The sequence below is a fragment of the Mycobacterium sp. TH-M25 genome (assembly GCF_057473665.1).
This window is the reverse complement of the sequence record NZ_JBYCLA010000160.1, coordinates 1-3,780: the sequence shown is the minus strand read 5'-3', so window position 1 is coordinate 3,780 and position 3,780 is coordinate 1. Positions and strand designations below refer to the sequence as shown.

The 3,780-nt window shown below is 68.1% G+C and carries 2 protein-coding genes; both read right to left on the bottom strand.

Going from position 1 to position 3,780, the window contains the following annotated elements:
- The coding region (locus AC2VOU_RS05390; protein WP_486956435.1) for a condensation domain-containing protein at positions 1–1,833 on the bottom strand (1,833 nt) is incomplete at its 3' end.
- Positions 1,830–3,780: SDR family NAD(P)-dependent oxidoreductase (locus AC2VOU_RS05385; RefSeq protein ID WP_486956434.1), on the bottom strand; the 1,951-nt coding region annotated here is incomplete at its 5' end. The genes AC2VOU_RS05390 and AC2VOU_RS05385, both read right to left, overlap by 4 nt.

Genomic DNA, 3,780 nt, shown 5'->3' with positions numbered 1-3,780 from the left:
ATTGGCCGGCCGAAGCGGGCGAAGCAGTTCCGCCGGTTCGCTGGCCGGGTCGCCGGAAAGCTCTATAACCGGTTCCCGTAGAACCAGTGTCGCCCCGGCATCCTCGAGGATGAACGCCCGTCGGTCGTCGGGATAGGTGGGGTCGACGGGCAGGTAGACGCCGCCCGCTTTGAGGACACCCAGCGCGGTGATAACCAGTTCCGGTGACTTGTCCAGTAGCACCGCCACTCGGTCTTCGGTGCCGATACCACGCTCGATCAGCCAATGCGCCAGCCGGTTTGCCTCATCGTCGATCTCGCGATAACTGTACTGCCGGCCCTCGTAGACGACGGCAACAGCATCCGGAGTGCTGGCAGCCCGCCGCGCAACCAGGCCCGGTAGCGTATTGGCCGGCACGCTGAAGGTTTCTCCTGCGGAGACCTCCCGCAGCCATGCGACATCGGCGTGGCTCATCAGTCCGCACGCCGACAGCGTGGTGTCGGGGTTGGCCAGCGCGTGCTCCAATAGCACGCCGTAGTGCCGCAGTAGTTGATCCACCAGCGGTCGATCGAGGACTTCGACCAGATATTCGGCTTCGACCACAGCTCCGGCACCGTTCATTTCGACCATGAAGCCGAGCGGTAACTGGCTGATATGGGCGCGCAATTCGGCGCGCACACATCGCACGCCGGGTGGGCTGAAGCCGCCGCCGTCAGGCTCGCGCATCCCGAAACTGACCCGCGTCATGCGCTCGGCCCCATGCCGGCGGTCGGGATTGGATTCGCGCACCAGCCATTCCAGGTCGACCCGCGAATGAGCCATGGCGCCGATCGAGCTGTCCCTGGTCTGCGCCAGCAACTCCCGGAACGTCATCCGCGACTCGGGCCGCATCCGCATCACCAGCGTGTTGCCGAAGTAACCGATCGCGGTTTCGGTTCCTGCGCTGCGGTTCAGCACCGGTGTAGCGACAAGGAAATCCGACGCATGAGTGTAGCGATGCACCAGCGCGCCGAACGCCGCCATCAACACCATGTACGGGGTGGCGCCCAACTCCCTGGCGAGTGTGGCTGCGCGGTCGATGGTCTCTGCCGACAGCCGGGAGGTGGCCCGCTGGGCACGCCACGTGCCCGGGACCACCGACCCGTTCGGGCCGGGAAGTTCCAGCGGCTCGGGCAGATCCGCCATCAGCGACCGCCAGTACGCCAGGTCGTCCTCGCTGCCGCGGACCGGATCCCCCGCGACCGCGGTCGGCACCGGTGCAGCGCGATCCGCTCCGGTGTAGGCACGCGTCAGGTCGGCGAAGAACGGTGCCCACGAACCGTCATCCCAGGCGATGTGATGGGCGGTGACCAGGAGTATCAGTTCCTCGGCGCCCACCCGCGCGGCAGCGATCCGCAGCGGTGCATCTTTGGCCAGGTCGAAGGGCTGCCGAAACTGCCTTTGTGCCAGCACTTCCAGCCGGAGCTTTCGGGCCTGCGCGGCAAGGCCGGACAGGTCGTGCTCGGCCCAGTCCGGCCGCAGGTCGTCGTGAACCACCGGGTGAGGATCGCCGTCGCTGCCGGTCTGATACGTCGTGCGCAGTACCGGGTGGCGCAGCGCGACCGCATCCACTGCTTGCCGCAGCCGCGTGATGTCGACGCTGCCGCTCACCCGATACGAGACGCAGATATTGAGCAAAGCGCCGTCGGGGTCCGCCGACTGCACAAACCACATCCGGCGTTGTCCGTCGGACAGTCGGGGGCGCGTCCGGACGGCGTCGGCGCCCGAGCGGGTCAAGCCACGCTCGGCGATCCTGCGGCGCAGCAATTCCAGCCGCTGCGCTTCCAGCGTGTCCAAGCCCGTGGTGTCCGTCACGCGTGGGCTCCAACCTTCTCGGTGCAGTGGCCGTTGCTTGTACCCAGGGCATCGATCAGTTCGTTGACGGTGATCCCACCGAGCATCCGCGCCACCGGAGCCGAATGGCCCACCGCCCTTCGCAAACGCCGCCGCAGATCGAGTGCCAGCAGTGAGTCCAGGCCCAGGTCGATCAGGGACGCGGTCGCGTCGATCGCCACCGCATCGCCGAGTTGCAGCGTCGCCGCCAGTTCGGCATGCACCAGATCGGCAAGAGTCGTCATACCGAATCGGTTTTGTGGCAGCGCATGATCCTCGTCCGCGCGCCGGCGCAAGGGCATCGCGATGCCCTGGCTGTCGAAGAACACCCGGAGCCGGCCGAGGTCGGCGCGAAAAATCAACGGATCACCCGCATACCGGCCCAGGCTGGCGGCCACCGCCGACTCGGCTCGCATCGCGAGCAGGCCGGAGCGTTGGGTTCGGGCGATCTCGGCCGGCGCGACCACTCCGGCGTCCTGCCACAGACCCCACCGAATTGCGGTGCAGTCCAAACCGGTTGCGCGCAGCCGCGCGGCCAGCACGTCGAGAATCCGGTTGGACGCCGCATAGGCGGCGTGACCATGCCCGCCCCAGACGCCTACAACCGATGAACAGGCCAGTAGCCGGCACTGCGGCTGCAGCGGCCAACCCGCTACCATCGTGGCCAGGCCGGCCACTTTCGCGGCGCAGACGGCCGCCAGATCCGCACCGGTGAGTTGGGTTCGCGTCGATACCGCAGCGATCCCCGCGGTGTGGATCAGCAACGACGCGCCGTTATCGGCGAATTCAGCCGCGACCGCCGCGACGGCGACGCGGTCGGTGATGTCGCAGCGCGGGGCATGCACCTCGACGTGGTGCCGCCCGATCAGCGCGCGCAGCCTATGGGGCTCGATACCGTTGCGGCTCAATAGGACTACTCTGCGCGCGCCACGTTCGATGACGTACTGCGCATATCGCCGGCCGATGGCTCCGCTGCCCCCGGTGATCACCACGTTGTCCAGTGCCGCCGCGTCGAGCGACCGGGCGGTCGCCGACCCGTGTTCTTCGCGCAGGGCGCGAACGTAACACTGTGCTGCGCTGCCGCGCAGCGCCATCACCCCGGTCGCGCCGACCAGCACATCGAGAGCGGTTGCGGCGGAGAGCTCGTCGAGCCCCCCGGCAGGCAGGTCCAGCGTCCCGAACGTCTGGTCGCCGAATTCGAAACCGACGCTGCGGTGCATCGCGGCGAGCGCCGCGTGGGCGGGCCGTACGGCGCTGTCGCCGGACACGACGTTCTCGCCGCCGGCGGTGAGCAGCCAGACGGCGCGGCAGCGTGGTCCGATGAGCCCGGCGTAGTCCGGCAAACCCACATCGGCCCGACCGGCAATCGCCGCGACGGCTTCGATCGCGTCCTGCTGGTCAAGCGACGGGGCAAGCACCGCAATCACTTCGGCGTCGCGCGGCGATACCACTTGACATCCTCGATGCGTGGACGCCGCGGCGATCAGTTGGTTCACGTCGTCGCCGAGAATCGCGATGGCGCACCTGGTGGCGGCCGCCGGAGCCGGGACCTCGGCTTGCCGCCAATCCTCGATCGCGACGGTCAACGGGCGCTCTGGGTCAGCGACCCGCAATGGCTCTGGCGCGGCCCACAGGTGTAGCGCACGCATCGGCGCGTTCGGGAACTCACGCAGCGGTGGCTCGAGCTCCGTGGGCATCGCATCGACCCACGGGTAGCCCGGATCGGCGACCGCGGCCGCGGCGATATTGGCCGACAGCACGTCGGCGATCGGGCCGTCCCGGTGACCTGATCCGAGGATCACTGCCGAGTCGTCGGCGACCAGTTCGTTGAGCGGGTACAGCAGCGAAGGGTGCGCCGACATTTCGATGAAAGCCTCGGCCCCATACTCCTCCGCAGCAATCACAGCTCGGTCGAAACGGACCGTGCTG